The organism is Pseudomonas sp. W5-01, from assembly GCF_046540435.1.
GTDB classification, from domain to species: Bacteria; Pseudomonadota; Gammaproteobacteria; order Pseudomonadales; family Pseudomonadaceae; genus Aquipseudomonas; species Aquipseudomonas graminis_B.
Genome location: NZ_JAXCIP010000008.1, coordinates 204,628 through 226,044 on the forward strand (window position 1 = coordinate 204,628; position 21,417 = coordinate 226,044).

Genomic DNA, 21,417 nt, shown 5'->3' on the forward strand with positions numbered 1-21,417 from the left:
GCGTTTCGATGACCGTTCTGTCTCCACTTGAGGCCTGGCAGCAGGCCGTTGATGCCCAGGATTTTCAGCCGGACGAGGCCCAGCGCACTGCCGCGTTGCACTTGCAGGCGTGCTGGCAGGGGCTGAACGATGGCAAGCGCGGTCGCGCGGTCAAGGGCGTTTATCTGTGGGGCCCGGTGGGGCGTGGCAAGACCTGGCTCATGGACCGTTTTTATGAAGGCCTGCAGGTCCCGGCCCGGCGCCAGCATTTTCATCACTTCATGCGGTGGGTGCATCAGCGGCTGTTCCAGCTGACTGGCGTGGCCAAACCCCTTCAGGTGCTGGCCCGGGAGCTGGCCCAGGACGTGCGCGTGCTGTGTTTCGACGAGTTGTTCGTCAATGACATCGGCGACGCGGTGATTCTCGGCGGCCTGTTGCGCGCGATGTTCGACGAGGGCGTGGTGCTGGTCTGCACCTCAAATCAGTTGCCCGAGCAGCTGTACGCCACGGGGCATAACCGCGAGCGTTTCGTGCCCGCTATTACAGCGATCAACCACTTCATGGAAGTGGTGTCGGTTGACGGCGGCGAGGACCACCGGTTGCACCCCGGTCAGGCTCAGCAGCGTTACTGGATGAAGGCGGAGCGGGGGCCGAGCGCGTTGGTGGAGGTATTCGAAGCGTTGAGCAGCGGTGAGTCGGTGTCGACTCAACCGGTGCCGTTAGGCCGTCGCCATGTGCCGGGGGTGCGCAGCAGTCGAACGGTGATCTGGTGCCGGTATGCCGACTTGTGCGAGCAACCGCTGGCGGCGATGGATTTCATCGAGCTGTGCGATCGCTATAAAGCGGTCTTGTTGAGTGAAGTGCCGGCGTTGAGCGCGCCCCAGCGCGAAGGGCGCATTGCCCGTGGTACCGAGGATGGCGTTGAACAGGTGACGGCGGGGGACCGCGAGCTGCCCCAGCTGTCGCCTTACGACGATGGCGTGCGGCGCTTCATCGCCCTGGTCGACGAGTGCTACGACCGCAAGGTGCCGCTGTACATAGAAGCCGCGATGCCGATGGCCGAGCTGTACACCGAAGGCTACCTGGCGTTCGCGTTCCGGCGCACGCTGAGCCGGTTGCAGGAAATGCAGCTGGCGCGCTTCGGTCATTAACGCTGCCAACGAGCAAACGTCAATTCACACGCTGTTGCGTCGCCGCTGGGCCAACACATGTTTGGCGCCTTCTCCCACCAGGACCATGACCGCCAGCCAGATGGGCAGGTAGGTCATCCATTCATCGCGGCCGATGGATTCGCCCAGCAGCAGGGCGACGCCGACCAGCAGCACCGGCTCGACGTAGCTCAGCAGGCCGAACACGCTGAACGCCAGCAGGCGGCTGGCGCGAATGTAGCTGACCAGCGCCGACGCACTGATCGCCCCCAATACCGGAATCAGCACATAGAACCGCGGGAATTGTTCCACCACCGACGGGTTGCCTTGGCAGATGAACAGCACCGCGACAGGCAGGATCAGCAGCATGTCCCACCACAGGCCGCCGAGGTTGTCGGTCTTGAGCTTGCGCCGCAGCACAAAGTACAGCGGATAACCCAGGCAGACGAGCAGGGTTTCCCAGGAAAAACTGCCCAGGCGCAGCAGTTCGTTGCCGACGCCGACGAGGGCGCAGCAGGCGGCGATTTTTTGCAGGTGGGACAGGTGTTCACCGTACACCACGCGTCCGGTGAGGATCATCGTCAGCGGCAGCAGAAAATAACCCAGTGATACTTCCAGGCTGCGGCCGTGCAGCGGCGCCCACATGAACAGCCACAATTGCGCGCCCATCAAGGTCGCTGACAACGCCATCGCCGCCAGCAGGGCAGGCGTCTGATGCACACGGGCGGCGAGGGCGCGGGCGAGTTTCCAGTCTCCGGTGGAGAGCATGAACACCGTCACGCAGGGCAGGGTCAGCAGCATGCGCCAACCGAAGATTTCTTCACCGCTCAATGGCGTGAGCAGTGAGGTGTAGTAGTACATGACCGCGAACAGGCAGGAGGCCATGACCGATAACGCAACGCCCTTGTACACAGGGGCTCCTTGTTTTCGATGCTTCAGGATTGGGGTGCAGGGATGCTTTTATCGGCGGGCTCTGATGGCGCGCTTTGATGGCACTTGTTGAGGCGCTTTTTGAGGCATAGCGCACTGCAACGGCGCAGAGTTTATCTGAGGTCGTGCCGTCGGTCCGCAGCAATCTGGTAAACCGCAGGTGGGCTGGCAGTAAACGATGCTCGTTCGGGATCAAGATCAAGATCAAGATCAAGATCGAGATCAAGATCGAGATCTACAGCGGTCGGCCTAGGGGCCTCGGGTTTCGCCTTCGGCGAGTTACTTGGAAAAGCACCCCAAGTAACCAAGGGTGCTTGCTCTCGGTTGGGCCCTTCCTTCGTCAGGGTTCCTTCACTCCGGTCCCGCTCCGTGGGCCCGCCGCCATCCGCCATCCATGGCGGGGGGCGGCTCTCGCGGCATCCATGCCGCTCGGCCCACTCCGCGAGACCTGCGTTCAGCCTGCACCAAAGTCGCGATTGGCGGTGTTTGAACTACCGCGTAGAAGATCAACAGCAACAGCAACAGCAACAGCAACAGCAACGGCTTCCCGGCTTTAGCCGGGAAGGCGTCGAGTGCCGCGCCGCAAAATGAATGGTGTACGCACAGGCCTCTTTCCGGCTGAAGCAATTGATCGTTCCCACGCTCCGCGTCCGTGTCGTCGAGATCGATTGAGGCGTTCTTGAGGCCACTCCCTTCAACATCCCTTCTTCGGCATTGTTTCAAGCTTTGTTAGGCTGGTCCCAATTCGAGGGGACTATTTCGAGGGGACTGATTTATTTACAGCGCTTCACCGTAAATGAATCTGTCCCCGTCCAAGAGTCCCCGTCCAAGCATTTCAAGGGAGCGGCAATGACTTCCATCAGCACCGCAGCGCCCGTAGTACCGGGGCGGTTGGAGCAGTTTTCGACGCGGATCGCGTTTTTTGTCACCGGGTTCAGTATGTCGGCCTGGGCGCCGCTGGTGCCTTATGCGAAAAGCCGTCTGGGCCTGGATGACGCCGGCCTCGGGTTGTTGCTGTTGTGCCTGGGCATTGGCTCGATTGTGTCGATGCCCCTGGCCGGGGCGATGACGGTGCGTTATGGCTGTCGGCGGTTGATCGTGATAACGGGCGGCATCGCCTGTGTGTGCCTGCCTTTATTGGCCACCCTGAGCTCGGTGCCGCTGATGGTCGCCACGCTGTTTGTCTATGGCGCGAGCATGGGCGCGCTGGGTTGCGTCACCAATATCCAGGCGATCATCGTCGAACGGGCGAGCGGCAAGACCATGATGTCCGGGTTTCACGGGCTGTTCAGCTGCGGCGGGATTCTGGGGGCGGCGGGGGTGTCGGCGTTGTTGAGCGTTGGGGTCTGGCCATGGCTGGCGATGGCCTTCGTCGCGTTGTTCATTGCCCTCGCGCTGTATAAAGCCGCGCCGCACTTGTTGCCCTATGGCAGCGAACCGGGCGGGCCGGCGTTTGCGATCCCGCGGGGCGTGGTGCTGTTCATCGGGTTGATGTGCTTCACGGTGTTCCTCACCGAAGGCGCGATGCTCGACTGGAGCGCGGTGTTCCTCAGCGCCCAGCGCGGGGTCGAGCCGTCTTACGCAGGGTTCGGTTATGCGGTGTTCGCGCTGTTCATGGCAATCGGTCGCCTGTGCGGCGATCCGATCGTCCGGCGCCTCGGTGTGCACAAGATCATCCTGTTTGGCGGGCTGTGCGCGGCCGCCGGGATGATCGTCGCGACCCTTATTCCGGTTTGGCAGGCGGCGCTGTGCGGGTACGCGCTGGTGGGCATCGGCTGTTCCAACATCGTGCCGGTGTTTTACAGCGCGGTCGGCCGGCAGAAAACCATGCCGGAGAACGTGGCAGTGCCGGCGATCACCACATTGGGCTACATCGGCATTTTGATGGGGCCGGCCGGCATCGGTTTTGTCGCTCACCTCAGCAGCCTCGGCGCGGCGTTCATGATCATCGCCGTGATGCTGCTGGGTGTGGCGATCAGCGGTCGGTTCTTGCGGGTCTGAAGCCAATAACGGGAATCAGCTCGGCATCATCGCAAAGCCCACGCCGAAGCGGTTCCAGGCGTTGATGGTGGCGACGGCGAGGGTGATGTTGACCATTTCGGCGTCGCTGTAGTGCTTGAGCAGCGCCTCGTACTGATGCTGCGGCGCGCGGTGCACGGGCAGCAGCGTCAGGCTTTCCACCCAGGCAAGTACGACCTTTTCCTTCTCGGTGAAGAATTCGGTGTCTTCCCACACGCTAAGGGTCTGCAGACGGGCCTCGGTTTCGCCGGCCTTGCGTGCGTCATTGGCGTGCAGGTTGACGCAGTACGCACAGCCGTTGAGCTGCGAAGCACGCAGACGGATCAGCTCCAAGAGCGAATGATCCAGCCCCGATTTGCTCAGCGCCGTCTCCAGCCCGGCCATGGCTTTGTAGGCCTCCGGCGATTTCTGGGCCCAGGCGATTCGGTTGTTCATGTCAGTGCTCTCTTCAAAGGTTGCCGGCGATAGCCGCTGGACGTGGCGAAAGCTTACGTCGGCGCTGGGGCATGCCGAATAGCCAATGAAGGAGGTTTAGGGGAGACCAATTACACGGTTATCAATCAGCAGCGCATGACTGGGGCCGGGCGATCAGTCGCTCGCGAATCCCGTCGTAGGCCAGGTTGAACAGCATTGTGTACGGGAGATACAAAAGCACCAGGCCGATGTCCAGCAGGAAGGCTTCCAGCAATGTGACCGACAACCACCACGCCACCATCGGCACCACCATGAAAATCAGTCCCGCTTCAAAGCCGATGGCATGCAGCGCACGCGCCTTGAGATTCAGGGCGAAACCCAACCGCGCCCGCAGGCGGTCGAACCCGGCGTTAAAGACCATGTTCCAGAGCATGGCGATGGTGGAGATCATCACCGTCATCGCGCCCATCTTGCCAATGGACTGGCCGAGCACCCAAGCCAGCCCTGGCGCAAACATCAGCACGCCGATCAGTTCGAACAGCAGCGCATGCAGGACGCGCTCTTTGAGGGACTTTCGCGAAACGACCGGCTTCGCCGTCGTGTGGGAGGTCAGGGTATGCAGAGGCATGGGGGCGATCACTTTTTCGGGGCAGGTGTGCATTGTCGTGGTGCGATGGGCTAGAGTGAAAATCGGTCCCATCGGAAAAACCGATGGGGAATTGAGCGCTGTGCAGAGGTGCCACCCGTGAGTTATTCCCCCGAAGCCCTTGAAGCGTTCGCGCAGACCATCGCGCTGGGCTCGTTCAGTGCCGCTGCGCGACGGCTGGGCAAGAGTCAATCGACCATCAGCGAGGCCATTTCGCGGCTGGAGATTGATCTGGGGGTCGAACTGTTTGATCGGTCAACCCGCCATCCGGCGCTTACCGAAGCGGGCAGGGCGCTGGAAGGGCGCATCGAAGATGTGCTCGCAGCGTCCGACACCTTGCGCCGCGCGGCAGGGCGTCTGGTTGAAGGGATGGAGCCGCGCCTGACGCTGGTGCTGTCCGACGCCAACCAGTTCGCTGAATTTCAGGCACGCATGACCGAACTCGATCAGCGCTTTCCGGAGCTGGAACTGGAGTGTGTGTTTGCCGAGCACGGCGACGCGATCAACCTGATCCAGACAGGTCGTGCGTCCCTGGGTTTGCTGTCGGCCCAGGCCTCGTATCCGCCGGAAGTGGGCTACGCGACCATCGTCGAGCGCGCCGACTTCGGCATCTTCGTTTCCCACAACCACCCGCTGGCCACTGAAAAGCCCGTCGATTATCGCCATCTCGCGCAGCATCGTGCGTTGCGCCTGAACACCATCGTCGACGAAAGCGTGCCCACCGACGACCTGCCCAGTGGCGCACGGCGCAGCTGGTCAGCGCCCAATTACCTGCTGCTGATGGATATGGCGATCTTCGGCTTCGGCTGGTCGGCACTGCCGCGCTGGCTGGTCAGCACCTGCGGTCAGGGCCGGTTGAAGGAACTCACCGTGCCGGGTTGGCCGCGCAGCTCGGCGGTCGACGTGATCTGGTCCCGGCAAAAAAGCCTGGGGCCGGCGGGGACGTGGCTGCTGGACACGCTGCTGGAGGGGCGGGGGGGCTATTGATCGGGCTCACTCGGGTCCGCCCTCCAGCACAAACCCTTCCGGCATCTCCTGAGCGAACGCGTTTACCACCTCGCGGGTCAGGCCGACGATGTCTTCCACCAACTCCATGCCCGCGCCGGTGCGCCAGCTGGCGACGATGTCCATCAGCGGCGGCAGCGGGACGTTCTCGATCAGCGTCAACGCGCCCTGGGCCAGTTCGCCGTGGACCAGCGTCACCGGCAGCGCGCCGATGCCGAAGCCGTCGCGCACCAGGCGGGTGATCGCCGACGCCGAGTTCACGCAGTTGATCCGTGGCGTGACGATGTTGGCGGTGTGCAGCATGTTGAGGATGTCCTGGTGCGGCCGCGAGTTGCGCGAGAACGTGACGATGCGCGCTTCGGCGATCTCTTCGAGGGTCACGTCCGGGCGGTCGAACGCCGAGCCGGTCGGCACTACCCAGCGCAGGGGATAGCGCGCCAGCACCGCATTGCGCACGCTGTCAAAACGCAGCACGTCGGTCTGGAAAATGATGTCCTGATACCCCTTTTCCAGCTGCGAGCAGAGGTTGCTGGCGGTCTCGGCGGTGAGCTCGATCTCCAGGTTCGGGTAACACTTCATCAGGCGTGTTACCAGGGGGCTGAGCCAGGTGTGTATCACCGTATCCATGGCGCCGATGCGGATGCGGCCGCGCACCTGGCTCGGGTCCTTGATCGCCGCCTTCATGCTTTGCATCGTGTCCATGATGTGCTCGGCGTATTCGAGCACGCGCACGCCCTCTTGGGTCAGCGACACGCCCCTGGAATCCCGGACGAACAGCCGCACGCCCATTTCGTCCTCCAGCGCGGCGATGCGGCTGGAGATAGAGGCCTGCGTGCTGAACAGTTTTTCCGCCGTCAGACGAAAGCTTTTCAGCCGCGCGACCCAGACGAAGGTTTCCAGAAACTTGAGATTCACCGAGGGATTTCCTTGAGCAATTGAGCGCCGGCTGACATTCAGCATGACCTGCGATCGACACATCGTGGCCGGCACGGCCTGTGCAAACCGAGCACTGGAACAGCAGGTTGCATGCCATCACGGCAACAGAAAATCTTATGGACCATAGCGGGTTTTTCCCGTTGGACGCCCGGGCGGGACTGCGGTGCCATGGGGCAGCGGCGCTGTGAATCCGTTAAGCCTGGGCTTAGCCTGTTCTGAGCATAAGTGCTGCCATCGCTCGTTTCTCGACCCTGTTCCTCATTCGTGCCCCAGCAAGGTACCGCCACTGCCAACGAGAACCCCATCATGCAAACCGCTATCAACCTCTGGCCGCTGCTTGGCGTGCTGGTCATCGTTCTGGGCTTCGTCCTGCGTTTCAACCCGATGCTGGTCGTGGCGCTTGCCGCTCTGGCCACCGGCCTTGCCGCCAGCATGCCGCTGGAAACCATTCTGGCGACCATCGGCACGGGCTTCATCAAAACCCGCACGCTGCCGCTGATCATCCTCTTGCCCCTGGCGGTGATCGGTTTGCTGGAACGCCACGGCCTGCGTCTGCACGCGCAGAACTGGATCGCCCGGTTCACCGGCGCCACGGCCGGACGCCTGCTGATCGCCTACCTGTTCGTGCGGGAAACCACTGCCGCCCTGGGGCTGACCAGCCTCGGCGGCCACCCGCAGATGGTGCGGCCGTTGCTCGCGCCCATGGCCGAGGGCGCCGCTGAATCCCGCTTCGGCAAGCTGCCCGAGGGGTTGCGCATCAAGCTGCTGGCGTTGTGCGCAGCGACCGACAATGTCGGGCTGTTCTTTGGTGAAGACATCTTCGTCGCGTTTGGTGCGATTGCGCTGATGCACACCTTCCTGCTCGGCTCCGGCATTGATGTCGACCCGATGCACATCGCTTTCTGGGGGATTCCGACAGCGATCTGCGCGTTCGTCATCCACGCCATCCGCCTGCACCGTTTCGATCAGCACCTGAACCGTGAGCTCAAGGTGCTGCCGCCGGCCGCCGCGGTCGACAAGGAGCTGGCGCGATGATCATTTCCATTCAATACCTGTACTGGCTGGCGGGCGTGATTCTGGCGATCACGGCGTTCATGACCGCGACTGATCGGAGCAACCCCAAGCGCTGGACCACGGGGCTGTTCTGGGGTCTGTTCGCCATCGCGTTTCTGGTCGGCGAGAAGCTGCCACCGGTGTGGGTGGGCGTCGGGGTGATCGTTATGGCGGTGATCGCAGGCTTCGGCGGCGTCGGTTTCGGCCAGCATGAGAACCTCAACGACCGGGCGCGACGGAAGAGTGCAGGGCGCTTGAAGAATAAGCTGTTCATTCCGGCGCTGGCGATTCCGCTGGTCACCGTGATTGGCGCGGTGCTGCTGAAGAACATCAAGTTTGGTGACGTCTTTCTGCTGGACCCGGCCAACAGCACGTTTGTGTCGCTGGGCATCGGCAGTCTGGTAGCGCTGGGACTGGCCTGCTGGCTGACCCGCGACACGCCGGTGCAGGCCATGCGCGAATCGCGGCGCCTGACCGAAGCGCTGGGTTGGGCATTGGTGCTGCCACAGATGCTGGCGATGCTCGGCCTGGTGTTCAACGACGCGGGCGTCGGCAAAGCGGTGGCTCACCTGGCCACGGCCTACATCAACCTGGATTTTCGTCTCGTCGCGGTGATGGTGTATGTGCTGGGCATGGCGCTGTTCACCATCGTCATGGGCAACGGCTTTGCCGCGTTTCCGGTGATGACCGGCGGCATCGGCGTGCCGGTGCTGGTAGGCATGTACGGCGCCAACCCGGCGGTGATGGCCGCCATCGGCATGTTCTCGGGCTACTGCGGCACGCTGATGACGCCGATGGCGGCCAACTACAACCTGATACCTGCGGCGTTGCTGGAACTGCCTGACAAATATGCCGTGATCAAAGCGCAAATCCCCACCGCGCTGGCGATGCTGGTGGCGAATATCCTCCTGCTGTATTTCCTGATGTAGTCATTTCCTGATCTGATTTCAGCGCCCGGCCCGCAGGCTTTTGCGGGCAGACCTCCTCCCTCGGCTCGCTTACACCATTCAAATTCGGCGTTGTCAGCCCCTCACCGCAAACGTTTGCGCGAATTCGTGGTCTGTACGACCAGTGGCTGCAAACCCTCTGCCTCAGGGCTTACAGCCCGCTTCCCATGAACACCGTGTGCACCCGATACCAGGCCACATGTCTCCCCGGGAAAAAATAGGTTGAATAGTCACACAAAATGTTATTTAAATAACAAAAATAAAACCGCGACGGTGGCTCATTCTTCGGGCCCAGCGCGTGAACAAGGTACTCACACACATGAATAAGATCGCGGTCATCGGCAGCAATATGGTGGATTTGATCACCTACATCGACCGGATGCCGGCGCAGGGTGAGACCCTCGAAGCACCGAATTTCGCCATGGGCTGCGGCGGCAAGGGCGCCAATCAGGCCGTTGCGGCGGCGAAGCTGGGCGCTGACGTGCTGATGCTGAGCAAGGTCGGCGACGACATGTTTGCCGACAACACCCTGGCCAATTTCAAGCGCTACGGCATCGATACCCAATTCGTCCAGCGCGTTCCCGGCGTATCCAGCGGCGTCGCGCCGATTTTCGTGCAGAGCGATTCCCACAACAGCATCCTCATCGTCAAAGGCGCCAATGCGCACCTGAAACCTGCGGACATCGACGTTGCCCAGGCCGCGTTGCGCGACTGCACGCTCATCGTGCTGCAACTGGAAATCGAGCTGGAAACCGTCTACTACGCCATCGAGTTCGCCAAGGCCAACGGCATTCCGGTGCTGCTCAATCCTGCGCCTGCCGTGAAGGGCTTGAGCCGCGAGCACCTGTCGCAGCTGGACTTTTTCATTCCCAACGAAACCGAACTGGCGCTGGTCACCGGGCGTGTCATCGACTCGGTGGAATCGGCCCGCGCGGCCGCCCGGCAACTGGTGCAGGACGGCATTCGTCACGTCATCGTCACCCTCGGTGAGAAGGGTGCGCTGTACGTCGGCGAACAAGGCGAATTTCGCGTCGAAGGCATCAAGGTCGATGCCCGCGACACCACCGGCGCCGGCGACGCGTTCATCGGTTGCTTCGCCCGCCACTGGAGCGAAGACGGCGACATGCGCAACGCCATGACCCGCGCGGTGGCCTATTCCGCCTGCTCGGTCACCGGCCTCGGCACCCAGAGTTCCTACCCGGACGCTGCCGCGTTCGGCCACTTTCTCGACACTCTTTGAGCCGCCGCGCCCTGCCGATCGCCTGATCGGTGGGGCGGGTATTTCCTGCACTTCCCGGAGAACAACAATGACAAAGCCCGCGCTCCAACAATCACCGGACGGGTTCTACCTGAACCGCACGCCGTGGTTCGCCTTCCTTCTGCTGTGCTGCTGCTTCGCGCTGTGGGCGGCGGCCGCGAGCATGAACGACGTGCTCATCGCGCACTTCAAGAAAGCCTTCCTGCTCAGCGATGTGCAGACCTCTTTCGTGCAATCGGCGTTCTACCTCGGTTACTTCTTCGTGGCGATTCCAGCGGCGATGGTCGTCAGACGTTTCAGCTACAAGACCACCATCCTCATCGGCCTGGTGCTGTACATGGCGGGCTGCTCGCTGTTCTTTCCGGCAGCGTCGATGGCCAAATACGGCATGTTCCTGATGGCGCTGTTCGTCATCGCGGCCGGCCTGGCTTTCCTTGAAACCGCCTGCAACACCTACTCGACGCTGATGGGGCCGCGTGAGACCGGCACCCGTCGCCTGAACATCTCCCAGACCTTCCACCCGTTCGGCGCGATGACCGGCGTGTACGTGGGCAGTTTCGTGATGTTCAAGGACACCGACGCCACCCGCGAGCAGTTGACGCAAATGAGCGCCTCGGAAGCCGCCGTCCAGCAACTGCAGATGATTCAGTCCACGCTGCTGCCGTATAAATGGATGATCGCGGTGCTGGTCCTGATGTTCGTGCTGATCGCGTTCACCAAGTTTCCGGCGTGCAAGGGCATCGTCAAGGCCAACGTCAAATCCAGCAGCATCGGCCAGAGCCTGTCGCGTCTGTGGCGCAACCCGCGCTTTACCTTCGGCGTGCTGGCGCAGTTTCTGTATGTCGGCGCCCAAGTCGGCGTGTGGAGTTTCACCATTCGCCTGGCGATGCAGATGGGCGGAATGAACGAGCGCAGCGCCTCGTGGTTCCTGCTGACCACTTTCGCGGCGTACTTCGTCGGCAAGATGGTCGCCAACCTGCTGATGCGCAAAATGTCCCCGGCCAAGGTGCTGGCAATCTACGGCGTGCTGGCCATCGTACTGCTGGCCTACACGATTCTGGTGCCGAACATCAGCGCGGTGTATGCGGCGGTGGGTGTGAGTATTTTCCTGGGCCCGTGCTGGCCGACCATTTATGGCCTGACCATCGACGGTCTGGGTGAGGACACCGGCGTCGGCGGTTCGCTGCTGGTGATGAGTATTGTCGGCGGCGGCGTGATGCCGATCTTCCAGGGCCTGCTCTCCGACGCCACCGGCGGCAACATGCAGATCGCCTACACCGTGCCACTGCTGTGCTTTGTGGCGATCGTCGCTTATGCCATCAAGTGCATGCGTGATCCGCTGCCGGCCCAGGCGCCGGCTGGCGCGGTGACGGCATCATGAGGGGCACCGAAACGCGCACCACGATTTCGCTGTACCCGGAGCTGTTCAGTGGCGATGAAAAGACGCTGCTGGAATCCGCTGACTTTCGTGTGCTGGCCTGGACCTATCCCAGCGGCGTGAAAGCCCTGGCGCTGGAGAATGACCGCGGCCGGGTCGTGGTGCTGCCGTATCAGGGGCAGATGGTCTGGTCGGCGGTGTTCGATGGATGCGACCTGACCATGCGCAACATGTTCGAGCAGCCGCGCCCGAGCCCAACGGTGATCGGCACCTACGGCTGCTTCATGTTCCACAGCGGGATCTTGCGCAACGGCTGCCCGACCCCGGAAGACGATCATCCGTTGCACGGCGAAATGCCCTGCGCGCCGATGGACAGCGCCTGGCTGGAGATCGGCGAGGATGCTGGCGGCGGGTTTTTGCGCATCGGCGGCGAGTATGAATACGTGATGGGCTTTGGCGACCACTACCGCGCCAGGCCCAGCGTGACCTTGCGCCCGGGTTCGGCGCTGTTCGACATCGGCATGGACGTGCGCAACCTGGCCGGCAAGCCGATGGAGCTGATGTACATGGCGCACATGAACTATGCCTACGTCGACGGCGGACGTTTCGTCGAGCCATTGGGCATGGCGCGTACACGGGTTCGCAGCAGCGTGCCGGCCCACGTCAAGCCGACGCCGGCATGGTCGGCGTACATGGCCGAACTGAGCGAAGACCCTTCGCGGCTGGAAAGCCTGAGCACGCCTGATTTGTACGACCCGGAGATCGTTTGCTTCTTCGACGGCGTCCACGCGGACGCCCAGGGCAATGCGCATTTCCTGCTCAAGCACCCTGAAGGCCCGGCGTTTTACACGCGTTATCAACCGGCGCAGTTCGACCATGCGGCGCGGTGGATCCTGCACAACGCTGATCAGCAGGTGGCCGCATTTGTCCTGCCCGCGACCTGCGAGCCCGAGGGGTATCTGGCGGAAAAGGCCAAAGGGAATGTGCGTTTGTTGGGTGCGGGGGAGAGCGCGTCTTTTAGCGTGATAACGGGGTATCTGGGGGCTGAAGAGGTGCGGCAGCTGGAAAGCGATCTGAAACGCTGAAGGCGCCTTCGCGATCAAGGTGGAGCGCCACCCCGGTCGCTCCCACGGTGACCGGTTTCCGTCAACAGATGTCCGGTGACTTCTGATTCGCTGAGAGTGAGCTTGCTTACTCTCACAGTGATCAGTTTCCATCCTCGGATCTTGAAACCAGATCGTACTTGTGGGAGTGAGCTTGCTCGCGAATGAGGTGGCGCAGGCAACACAAATTCAGGGCTGATCACACCACCCAACGCGCCCCATACCCCTCAATCAAATCCCGATAAACCTTCGGCAGCTTCTTGTCGCTCACCACCACATGAAAGTCCTGCAATGTCGCGAAATGCGCCGTGCGCACGGCATCGAACTTGGAATGATCGGCCAGCAACATGCAGTGCCGGGCCTGGCGCAGGACCTTTTGCTTGACCTCCACTTCATTGAAATTGAAGCAGGTCACGCCCAGCTCGTCGCTGACCCCGGCTGCTGAAACGAAGGCCCAGGTCAGGCGGATGCCATCCAGAATCGTCGCTTCGCTGTGGTGCTCGAACACCTGATTCTTGCGATGAAAGGTCCCCCCGCACAACACGATGGAGCAGCTGGGCTTCTGCTGCAGCTTGAGCAGGACGTTGAGGGAGTTGCACACGGCGGTGAATTCCAGCTCGTCCGGAATGAAGTCGATGACGAAAGGGATCGTGGTGCCGCAATCGAAAAACACCGTATCGCCGGGTTGGATGAACGCTGCCGCGAGCTTGCCGACCCGGCGCTTTTCCTCGACGTGACGGGTGCCTTGCTCAGTGACCTTGTAATCACTGGCCTCGGACGGATCAAACGCCAGGGTGATGTGCCCGCCCAACAAGTGGAATTTGTCGGGGTGGCGGGTCAGGTCACGACGCAGGGTCATCTCCGAAACGTCCAGCAGGGCGGCCATTTCCTTCAGGTGAATAGCCTTCTGATCGTGCAGGGCTTGCTGGATCAGCTTGATACGGTCGGATTTTTTACTGTCCACGGGCATTCCGATTGTCGAATGGATATGGTAAAAAAATAACATTCATTGTTATATTTACAACATAAAATGATGCGCTCAGGCATGAAGCTTAAAGCGTGTCGCTGGTTACCGCCTCACTATCAGGAAACGATTGGCCATGAAGATCGAACCCGCAGCACTCGCCCAGTACATCGACCACACCTTGCTGGCCGCCGACGCCAGTCGCGAGCAGATCGCCACCCTGTGCCGCGAAGCCCAGGCGCACGGATTCTATTCGGTGTGCGTGAATTCTGGCCAGGTGCCTTACGCCGCCTCGTTGCTGGAAGGTCAGGCCGTCAAAGTCTGCGCCGTGGTCGGGTTCCCGCTGGGTGCCGGGCTGAGCGACACCAAGGCTTTCGAGGCGAAGCAGGCCATCGCGGCCGGCGCGGGCGAGATCGACATGGTCCTGAACATCGGCTGGCTGAAGGACGGTCTGTTTGATGAAGTGCGCGACGACATCGCTGCCGTGAAAGATGCCTGTGGTGCGGTCCCGCTGAAGGTCATCTTCGAAACCTGCCTGCTGGATGACGCGCAGAAAACCCGCGCCGCCGAGATCTGCCGTGACCTCAACGTCGCCTTCGTCAAAACCTCCACCGGCTTCAGCCGCAGCGGCGCGACCCTGGAAGACGTCACCCTGATGCGCAAGGTCGTGGGGCAGGGCGTTGGCGTGAAAGCGTCCGGCGGCGTGCGTGACTATGCAACAGCGGTGGCGATGATCGAAGCGGGCGCGACGCGGCTGGGCACCAGTTCCGGGATCGCGATCGTCAGTGGGGCGGCGGCGTCGGGCTCGGGTTACTGATTCTGCCGGAAGGTGTCTGGCGCTGACCCTCGCAGGGCACCGTCCCTGGTGTGGGCTGGCCTTTCGACAGAAGGCCTTTCGACAGAAGCCTTTCGCCGAAAAGAGCAGGACCCACCCCGCCAATGAGTGGCAAACTGCCGGTGCACTCACTTCTGCACCGGACACCTTTCTCAATGCGAACATTCTCCCTGGCGCGGCTCAAGGCTCGCTGGTTCTTCTGGCTGTGCATGCTGCTGATCGTAGTCGGTCTGCCGGTCGGTTGCGCAGCGCTGCAGCACAAGGAGCGTGAACTGGTCTTCATGATCGAGCCCGGCACGGCGAGCTGGTACCGCGGCCTGCCGTCCGATGTGCAAGAGCTGGAACTCAAGGGGCCATCGTTTGGCCTCGGGCAGAACATCCATGCCTGGTGGTGGGCTTCGGACAAAAAAGACGCTCCCGCCATTCTGTATCTGCACGGCTCGCGCTGGAACCTCACCGGTCAGCTGTTCCGCATCGAACAACTGCGCGCCTTGGGCTTCTCCATCCTCGCCATCGACTACCGCGGTTTCGGTCAGAGCAAGGGCCAGTTGCCGTCGGAAGCGTCGGTCTATGAAGACGCGCGCATCGCCTGGGAACGTCTCAAGCAGATTCAACCCGACCCGCAAAAACGCCTCATCTACGGTCATTCGCTGGGTGGCGCCGTGGCCGTTGACCTCGCCGCCGAACTGGGCCGGGACGCGCAGAAAGGCGACGGGCCAATTCAGGCGCGGGGCCTGATCATCGAATCGACCTTCACCAACCTCGCCGACGTCGCGTCCTCCGTCGCCAGCAAACGCACCTCGTTGCCGGTGCGCTGGCTGGTCTCGCAGAAATTCGACTCCATCGACAAGATCGCCGACGTGCACATGCCGGTGCTGATCGTCCATGGCACGGCGGACCCGTTCGTCGCGCCGCATTTCAGTGAAGCGTTGTTCGAGGCGGCGCAGGAGCCAAAGAACCTGCTGATGGTGCCGGGCGGTAACCACAACAACAGCATGAATCTGGGGCGCGAGGCTTACAGTCAGGCGATCCAGAACCTGCTCAGCGAGAAGCCACCGGCGGTGCATGCGTCCAACGCATCGGCGGCTTTGCTCAAGCAACCCGGTTAGCCCCTTTTCATGAACGCGGCCGGTGTCCTCTCAAAGCACCTGCCGTCCGCTGCCGCGAGCGCTGCCAATGGACTCACATGCAGACGAAGACGCTCACCTGATCCACTCCGCGCGGGACTGGGTGCTGCGTGCTGCGCCACTGCCGCAGATCGAGCGGATCGAGGCGTATTTTCACGGCCACGGTTTCGAGATGCACCGCCACGACACCTACGCCATCGGCCATACGATGTCGGGGGTGCAGAGCTTTCAGTACGGCAAGGAGTTGGTCAACAACCTGCCGGGGCAGACGATGGTGCTGCACCCCGACGAAGCCCACGACGGCCACGCCGGGACCGAAGACGGCTTTCGCTACCGGATGTTCTACCTGGAACCGGCGATGATTCAGCAGGTGCTCGGTGGCAAGCCGCTGCCGTTCATCAAGGGCGGGGCGTCGAATGATCCGCGCTTGTTCAGGGCGACGCAGGCGCTTTTGTCCGATCTGAACAACGCGCTGGATCCTCTGGAACTGGACGACGCGATCTACGACCTGGCCATCGCCCTGCAAGCGGCCGCCGGTGTGCGCAAGGGCCGCCAGACCGTCAACTACGCTGGCGCGCAACGTGCGCGGGAAATGCTCATGGCCAGTCTGGAGCAAGGTGTCAGCCTCACCGATCTGGAACAGGCCAGCGACACCGATCGCTGGCGCCTGTCGCGGGATTTCCGCGTGCTGTTCGGCACCACGCCCTACCGCTACCTGACCCTGCGCCGGCTGGATTTGGTGCGCCATTCGATAGCGTTGGGCGTGTCGTTGAGCGATGCGTCGGTGATGGCGGGATTCTCCGACCAGAGCCACATGACGCGGCATTTCGTGAAGACCTTCGGCTATCCGCCGGGGCGGTGGTTGAAGATGTTGAGGGCAGGCGCATAGCGGATCGAACGCCCTTGGTGGGACTGGCCTTGGCTGGGAAGGCTGTACACCTTGTGGGACCGGCTTTAGCCGGGAATGCACCATGCGCCACACCGCAGAGTGGATGGCGTACCCACCGGCCTCTTCCCCGGCTGAAGCCGGTCCTACTATTTGGACGCGGTCATCCTGTAGGACTGGCTTTAGCCGGGGATGCATCATGCGTCACACCGCAAAATGGATGGCGTACGCACTGGCCTCTTCCCGGCTGAAGCCGGTCCTACTATTTGGACGCGGTCATCCTGTGGGACTGGCTTTAGCCGGGAAAGCGTCAGGCGTCACACCGCAAAATGGATGGCGTACCCACCGGCCTCTTCCCGGCTGAAGCCGGTCCCACTATTTGAACGCGGTCATCCTGTGGGACTGGCTTTAGCCGGGAATGCATCATGCGTCACACCGCAAAACTGATGGTGTACGCAAGGGCCTCTTCCCGGCTAAAGCCGGTCCTACGAATACACCGCATACCCCCCTGAAACACTGCCCGCTTTTGTAGGACTGGCTTTAGCCGGGAAAGCGTCAGTCGCAACACCGCAAAACCGGCTGCACCCACCACCGTGCAATAACGTACAAGACCCCACCCACCCCGCGCCTTAGATTGGCTCCACATCAAACCTTGTCGGAGCCGCCCACATGTCTACTCCCGATACTCAATACACCCCCATCAACTTCGCCCAGAAATACAGCCTGTTCACCGAGCAGTGGCAGCCAAAAGTCATCGCGCAGATGAACGACTACCAGTTCAAGCTGGCACGACTGGAAGGAGAGTTTCTCTGGCACAGCCACGCTGACACCGACGAAACCTTCATCGTGCTCGAAGGCTGTTTGCGCATCGACTTTCGTGACGGTTTCGTCGAGCTCAACGCGGGTGAGCTGTATGTCGTGCCCAAGGGCGTCGAGCACAAGCCGTCCGCTGCCCAAGAGGTGAAGCTGATGCTGATCGAGCCAAGCGGGGTGATCAACACCGGCGACGATACCAACGAGCGCACGGCGCCGAATGATAGGTGGATTTGAACAATGTGGTTCAACCTTCCGCCGATTATTGCCCGAGGCGCCCAGGGTTTTAGGTGTGGTCGATACCTGGCGCCTTTTGCAGGACTCACCACTCATCCCCTTGGACCTCCCACCTGCACGTGATTGTCGTGGAAAGCGTAGGGCCTCAGACCGTTTCGAAATAGTGGTTATTTCGAAAGCGCCTGTTGTGGATTAACCCCCTGATTATTCGGTTCATTCGCAATCGCTCGGGCTTGGCAATTCTGTGGCTGCTGTCATATTTGACAGTAGCCACACCTAGCTTATGAAATTACCTTGGACGGAAAGGTCGTAGCAGATGTGTCGATATCGGTTTTCGGAAGTGTGGGTCAACGCGTTGAGCTGTCTGATTCTGGAGAAAACAGATGGCTGACAATGTGGATGGTCCCTGAGGATTGAGTTCTACAAAGATCGGGCCAGTGAAAGCTGGCTTCATTCCAGCGGGTGATTTTTTCACGAATACTTCGGTGGTAATTGCCCGCATAACATCTCCATCAACTTGACCGGCGCCAACAGGATATCCGTGCTTTGAGTCGTCCGTACGCAGCTGCCTGATATGACAGGGTTAACTTTCAATAACAGCAATCATCCAAACGTTTAGGTGAATACGATGACAGACGAAAACACTCTATGCGAGGTTGTCAGAAATCCGGCAGCAGGCTTGGCCTCTCGCACCGCCGGGATGGCTTCAACAACAGTGGATATATATGACGGTGATGTAAAAGTGGGAACAGCGCCGGTCGTCGATGGAGCATGGCAATATACCGCCTCCTCCCTCGCCAAAGGCGATCATCATTTTACGGCGAGGCTCGATGCCCTGCGCAGTAATTCGTGGGACCTGACGATACGCGACGCGCTGCAACTGACTGCGCCGGGTGTCGTTGAGGTTTTCATGGACAGTGGGACTGGCTTTGGCAACTCGTTAAATCTCTTGAAAAGCATCAATTCTGCGACTGTGATTGTTAAATATCCCGGGATGGAAACGGGAGACCAGGTGACAATGAGCTGGAATGGAGCAGGAGGCTCCACCTCTGAAACCAAGCTGGCTGGAAGTTCAGGGGATGTAAGCTTTATCGTTCCGAAAACATATATAACTAGCAACATTAATCAGCGTGTTCGGGTGTCGTATACGGTCGTGCCAGTGGGTGCGACGAACACGGTGAATTCGCCCGAGATGGTTTTTGAAATTACTAATGATTCGTTAGTTGGAAACCCCTATTTTGTTGAAGGATTTAGAACATCGTGGTACCGGTGCACTTTTAGTTCGGGTGAAATAGTAGTGAGTAACAGTACGAGTCCAGGTACCCGTTTAGGCTCGACTCCTGATGGAGATCCGAGCGCGGAAACGCGATTCAGAGCCACCGAGACAACCTCCACTTTTATGGAGAATAAAATCGGCGCTCAGCCGTGGCGCTATTCAGCAATATATCCAACTAATGTACCCGGTATCGGTTTCAAGCTAATTGATGAGGGTGGCACAATTTGTGAGGCTGGACCTGGTAATAGAAATGGGGCTGGCCTCTACGGTAATCCCGGTACTACGATGAGGGTTGAGTTTTTTAAGACAGGGTTCGTGGAACCCGGCACGATACCCGCAGGTGACGTAGTGGACTGGAGATTTGGCGCTAATCGGCTTCATTACATGTCAGTTTACTTAGCTAACGCTATAAAAATTGTCGTGACTTGAATCGTACTCATCGGCGAGATATCCACGGCATACCGCAATTACGTAGCGCGTCGCGTTGCAGTCGTCCGGCTTGCCGGCGCCGGTGTCGTCAAGGCCGCCGCCGACAAGCCGTGCGGCTACAGGATCGGTGTTTGCGGGGCTATGTTGTCGGGCAGCAGCACCGCAATCAACGCCCTGACCACCCCCGGCAGGGCGTCCAGTTCGCGGACCAGAATGCTCCGTTCGCGCACCGCCCAGGGCTCGTCCAGCTCGATGGTCACCAGCTTCATAGTCCGGCTGTGCCGCGACGCCGCCGACTCCGGGATCACGCCGATGCCCACCCCGGCTTCGACCATCCGGCAGATGGCCTCGAAGCTCGACACTTGAATCCGCAACGACAAATTCTGCCCCAGCCGCTCCACGTGATCGCGCAGAAAAGTCAGCAATGTGCTGCCTTCGTGCAGCCCGATGTGCTGAAACGCCAGGGTTTGCTTGAACGTGATCTTTTTCTCGGCCGCCAGCTCATGGCCCACCGGCACGGTCAGCACCAGGCGGTCGGTGCTGAAGTGGATGACCTGCAAACCCGCCGCTTCCACCGGCCCGGCGATGATGCCCATGTCGGTGCTGCCATCGAGCACGCCGCGCACGATGTCCCGGGACAGGCGCTCCTGCAGGTCCACCGTGACGCCGGGCCGTTTCGCCAGAAACCCTGCCAGCACTTCGGGCAGAAACTCGGTGACGGCAGTGGTGTTGGCGAAGATGCGAATGTGTCCGGCTGAATCGGTGCCGTAACTGGTGAACTCACTCTTCAGGTAGTCCACCTGGCTCATGATCAGCCGCGCATGTTTGAGCAGGCGCTGACCGGCAGGGGTCAGTTCCACGCCGCGGCTGTCGCGGTAAAACAGGCGTGTGCCGAGTTGACCTTCCAGCGCCTTGATCCGTGCGCTGGCGGCGGCAGGGGAGAGAAACGCCCGGCGCGCGCCCTGGGTCAGGCTCGGTGATTCGCCGATATGAATGAAGAGGCGCAAGTCAGCCAGGTCGAAATGCATGGGCGTGTCCGGACGTTGCAGAAGGCGTTCAGCATACCCGAACGCCGCTATACGCAAATGCAAATTCACAGAATGCCGGCGCACTTCCATGATCGGGCCATAACAACACAACAAACCCAGAGGGTTCCCGCCCATGAGCGCTGCAGCGTCACCCGTGGATTTCACGGCCTGGATCGGCCGCACTGAAGAAGCCCAGGATCATCTGAGCGTCAACCTGATCAAGCGCATCGCCGCCACCTTTGGCGAGCCCACGCCCGCTGCCGGCGATCCATTGCCGCCGCTGTGGCAATGGTGTTTTTTCCAGGAGCCGCTGTTCGAAGCGCAACTCGGCGGTGACGGCCACCCGGCCCGTGGCGGCTTTCTGCCCCCGGCGGACAATCGCAACCGCATGTGGGCCGGTGGCCGCGTCGAGTTCATTCAGCCGCTGAAGGTGGGTGCTGACGCCCATCGCCTGTCGACCATTTTGCACATTGAGGAAAAGCACGGCCGCACCGGGTCGCTGCTGTTCGTGACCGTGCGCCACGACTACTCGCAAGACGGCGAGTTGTGCGTGCGTGAGGAGCAGGACATCGTTTACCGCGAGCCCAATCCGCCAAAGCTCAACAGCGGTGACGCGCCAGATCAGGGCGAGTGGAGCGAGGTCATCGAGCCTACGCCAACGCTGTTGTTCCGCTATTCGGCCGTGACCTTCAACGGCCACCGCATTCACTACGACTATCCCTACGTCACCGACACCGAGGGCTATTCCGGTCTGGTCGTGCACGGGCCGATGATCGCCACGTTCAACCTGCGCGCCTTCATTCGCGCCCATCCCGACAAGCGCGTGCGGCATTTCGCCTATCGCGGCGTGCGCCCGCTCAACGTCCCTGCTGCATTCCGCGTCGGCGGACGAATCGTCGAGCCGGGCAAGGCTCAGCTGTGGGCCGGCAATGACGCCGGCGTCGCCCAGAGCGCCGAAGTCGTTTTTGACTGAACCCTTCTTTCTATACAGCCAGGCGCGCCGATT

The 21,417-nt window shown here is 61.1% G+C and carries 20 protein-coding genes; 14 read left to right on the forward strand and 6 right to left on the reverse strand.

Translation table 11 applies throughout. From position 1 onward, the window contains the following. The first annotated feature begins 8 nt into the window (after positions 1–8). A complete protein-coding gene (gene zapE, locus SLW75_RS23210) occupies positions 9–1,130 on the forward strand; it encodes a cell division protein ZapE (RefSeq protein ID WP_410935562.1) in 1,122 nt (373 codons plus the stop codon). 24 nt (positions 1,131–1,154) lie between these two features. Here the strand turns inward: zapE and rarD are convergent, their stop codons facing one another. Beyond that, positions 1,155–2,039, reverse strand: a complete 885-nt coding sequence (gene rarD / locus SLW75_RS23215) for an EamA family transporter RarD (protein ID WP_410935563.1) — start codon at positions 2,037–2,039, stop codon at positions 1,155–1,157. 867 nt (positions 2,040–2,906) lie between these two features. Here rarD and SLW75_RS23220 point away from each other — a divergent pair. Next, entirely contained in the window at positions 2,907–4,058 is a 1,152-nt protein-coding gene (locus SLW75_RS23220; protein ID WP_410935564.1) for an MFS transporter, read from the forward strand. 15 nt (positions 4,059–4,073) lie between these two features. On the opposite strand, the gene SLW75_RS23225 is transcribed toward SLW75_RS23220, so the two are convergent. Beyond that, on the reverse strand, positions 4,074–4,511 hold the full coding sequence (locus SLW75_RS23225; protein ID WP_065989439.1) for a carboxymuconolactone decarboxylase family protein: 438 nt from the start codon (positions 4,509–4,511) through the stop codon (positions 4,074–4,076). A 121-nt stretch (positions 4,512–4,632) separates the two neighbouring features. Continuing rightward, on the reverse strand, positions 4,633–5,118 hold the full coding sequence (locus tag SLW75_RS23230; RefSeq protein ID WP_065989700.1) for a multidrug/biocide efflux PACE transporter: 486 nt from the start codon (positions 5,116–5,118) through the stop codon (positions 4,633–4,635). Positions 5,119–5,235: 117 nt separating this feature from the next. Here SLW75_RS23230 and SLW75_RS23235 point away from each other — a divergent pair, with 117 nt between their 5' ends. Next, entirely contained in the window at positions 5,236–6,123 is an 888-nt protein-coding gene (locus tag SLW75_RS23235) for a LysR family transcriptional regulator (protein WP_410935565.1), read from the forward strand. A gap of 6 nt (positions 6,124–6,129) precedes the next feature. On the opposite strand, the gene SLW75_RS23240 is transcribed toward SLW75_RS23235, so the two are convergent. Then, entirely contained in the window at positions 6,130–7,056 is a 927-nt protein-coding gene (locus SLW75_RS23240; protein ID WP_410935566.1) for a LysR family transcriptional regulator, read from the reverse strand. Between the two features lie 327 nt (positions 7,057–7,383). On the opposite strand from SLW75_RS23240, the gene SLW75_RS23245 reads away from it, so the two are divergent. The 5 genes from SLW75_RS23245 (at position 7,384) to SLW75_RS23265 (ending at position 12,798) form a co-directional block, all read left to right on the forward strand. After that, on the forward strand, positions 7,384–8,112 hold the full coding sequence (locus tag SLW75_RS23245) for a DUF969 domain-containing protein (protein WP_065989448.1): 729 nt from the start codon (positions 7,384–7,386) through the stop codon (positions 8,110–8,112). Continuing rightward, positions 8,109–9,059, forward strand: coding sequence for a DUF979 domain-containing protein (locus SLW75_RS23250; RefSeq protein WP_065989450.1), 951 nt, complete (start codon positions 8,109–8,111; stop codon positions 9,057–9,059). Before SLW75_RS23245 ends, SLW75_RS23250 begins: the two co-directional genes overlap by 4 nt. A gap of 337 nt (positions 9,060–9,396) precedes the next feature. Beyond that, the gene (rbsK, locus tag SLW75_RS23255) at positions 9,397–10,317 is read left to right on the forward strand and encodes a ribokinase (RefSeq protein ID WP_410935567.1); all 921 of its coding nucleotides are present in this window, start codon (positions 9,397–9,399) and stop codon (positions 10,315–10,317) included. Between the two features lie 67 nt (positions 10,318–10,384). Continuing rightward, on the forward strand, positions 10,385–11,716 hold the full coding sequence (gene fucP / locus SLW75_RS23260; RefSeq protein WP_065989457.1) for an L-fucose:H+ symporter permease: 1,332 nt from the start codon (positions 10,385–10,387) through the stop codon (positions 11,714–11,716). Then, positions 11,713–12,798: an aldose 1-epimerase family protein gene (locus SLW75_RS23265; RefSeq protein ID WP_410935568.1), complete on the forward strand. Its 1,086-nt coding sequence runs from the start codon at positions 11,713–11,715 to the stop codon at positions 12,796–12,798. Before fucP ends, SLW75_RS23265 begins: the two co-directional genes overlap by 4 nt. A gap of 217 nt (positions 12,799–13,015) precedes the next feature. Here SLW75_RS23265 and deoR read toward each other — a convergent pair whose 3' ends face one another. Beyond that, entirely contained in the window at positions 13,016–13,786 is a 771-nt protein-coding gene (gene deoR, locus SLW75_RS23270; RefSeq protein WP_410935569.1) for a DNA-binding transcriptional repressor DeoR, read from the reverse strand. Between the two features lie 130 nt (positions 13,787–13,916). On the opposite strand from deoR, the gene deoC reads away from it, so the two are divergent. The 5 genes from deoC (at position 13,917) to SLW75_RS23295 (ending at position 19,383) form a co-directional block, all read left to right on the forward strand. Beyond that, complete coding sequence (gene deoC, locus SLW75_RS23275) at positions 13,917–14,597, forward strand: deoxyribose-phosphate aldolase (protein WP_410929533.1); 681 nt, start codon at positions 13,917–13,919, stop codon at positions 14,595–14,597. 173 nt (positions 14,598–14,770) lie between these two features. After that, positions 14,771–15,724, forward strand: coding sequence for an alpha/beta hydrolase (locus tag SLW75_RS23280; RefSeq protein WP_410935570.1), 954 nt, complete (start codon positions 14,771–14,773; stop codon positions 15,722–15,724). Positions 15,725–15,791: 67 nt separating this feature from the next. Beyond that, positions 15,792–16,631, forward strand: a complete 840-nt coding sequence (locus SLW75_RS23285; protein WP_410935571.1) for an AraC family transcriptional regulator — start codon at positions 15,792–15,794, stop codon at positions 16,629–16,631. Positions 16,632–17,297: 666 nt separating this feature from the next. Continuing rightward, on the forward strand, positions 17,298–17,678 hold the full coding sequence (locus tag SLW75_RS23290; protein ID WP_410935572.1) for a cupin domain-containing protein: 381 nt from the start codon (positions 17,298–17,300) through the stop codon (positions 17,676–17,678). Positions 17,679–18,306: 628 nt separating this feature from the next. Continuing rightward, the gene (locus SLW75_RS23295; RefSeq protein WP_410935573.1) at positions 18,307–19,383 is read left to right on the forward strand and encodes a hypothetical protein; all 1,077 of its coding nucleotides are present in this window, start codon (positions 18,307–18,309) and stop codon (positions 19,381–19,383) included. Positions 19,384–19,499: 116 nt separating this feature from the next. On the opposite strand, the gene SLW75_RS23300 is transcribed toward SLW75_RS23295, so the two are convergent. Continuing rightward, a complete protein-coding gene (locus SLW75_RS23300; protein WP_410935574.1) occupies positions 19,500–20,411 on the reverse strand; it encodes a LysR family transcriptional regulator in 912 nt (303 codons plus the stop codon). 133 nt (positions 20,412–20,544) lie between these two features. Here SLW75_RS23300 and SLW75_RS23305 point away from each other — a divergent pair, with 133 nt between their 5' ends. After that, complete coding sequence (locus tag SLW75_RS23305) at positions 20,545–21,384, forward strand: MaoC family dehydratase N-terminal domain-containing protein (RefSeq protein ID WP_410935575.1); 840 nt, start codon at positions 20,545–20,547, stop codon at positions 21,382–21,384. The last annotated feature ends 33 nt before the right edge of the window (positions 21,385–21,417 follow it).